We start from the raw sequence: 902 nt of genomic DNA on the forward strand, positions 1-902 counted from the left end.
CTTCTAGAAAACAAACCGCCTAAAGTCATTGGCAATGGAACTGTTGGTGATGTATTAGAAAAAATAATCTTATCATTGTTTTGATAATGTTTTTGCAGAATCTCTCCTAAATGCTTCATGGCAGGTACAACGACCTTTGATGCCCCACATCCAATTGTATATACAGGATTCCCATATTCATCTTGTCCATGAAAAATAATTTTCCCCATATCTTCTGTTTTCAATTTATTAAAGTACTCTACATTTAAAATTTCTTCTTTCGTTAACTTCCGATCAGTTGGTAATTTATTTAAATGATAAGCTGCAGCTAGCGAGGTTGTATGCGTTCCGCCGAAATCCGTGTAAATGAATATCATATTATCATCCCTTGTTGTAAAAGTTCAATATTATTTAGTATTACCGTTCACAGCGTTGTTAAACAAGGGACGAATGTATTTACGCTTTTTGTGTTAATTCATTATATTTTTTCCAAATATAATAGCGTCTACTAATTACGGTACCTAATGTGATACATAAAAAGGCATTCGTTACAACCATTAATGTGTGGTGAGTACTGCCAGGAAACATACTTTGCTTAATCAAAACCTTTGCACCTAAAATAACAAGGAGAATAATTGTACTTAACCAATTTCCTTTTCGTAATACATGACCTGTTTCACTATCTAATCGAAATGTTAAAGCTTTTCCTCTAATAACTCCAAGACCCAATCCAATTCCGAGCATTGCAACGAATAATAGTACGTGCAATATATTTAATTGTCCCATATGAATAATGGACTGGATTGTTACAAAGCACAGCAAAGCCGGAATGAGCCAAATACGATTAATATTCACTTTGTATTCCTTACCTTGCATTAATACAATTATAAGAATAACAAGGAGAATAACAAATAGAATATCCA

Annotated in this window: 2 protein-coding genes; both read right to left on the reverse strand. The window is 32.9% G+C overall.

The annotated features are described in order from the left end of the window. On the reverse strand, positions 1-356 hold a 356-nt coding region (locus tag AC1DTM_RS29040), incomplete at its 3' end, for a DUF3189 family protein (protein WP_477001549.1). 79 nt (positions 357-435) lie between these two features. Continuing rightward, the coding region (locus tag AC1DTM_RS29045) for a DUF1453 domain-containing protein (protein ID WP_477001550.1) at positions 436-902 on the reverse strand (467 nt) is incomplete at its 5' end.

It is taken from the genome of Bacillus sp. P4_D3 (genome assembly GCF_056401855.1).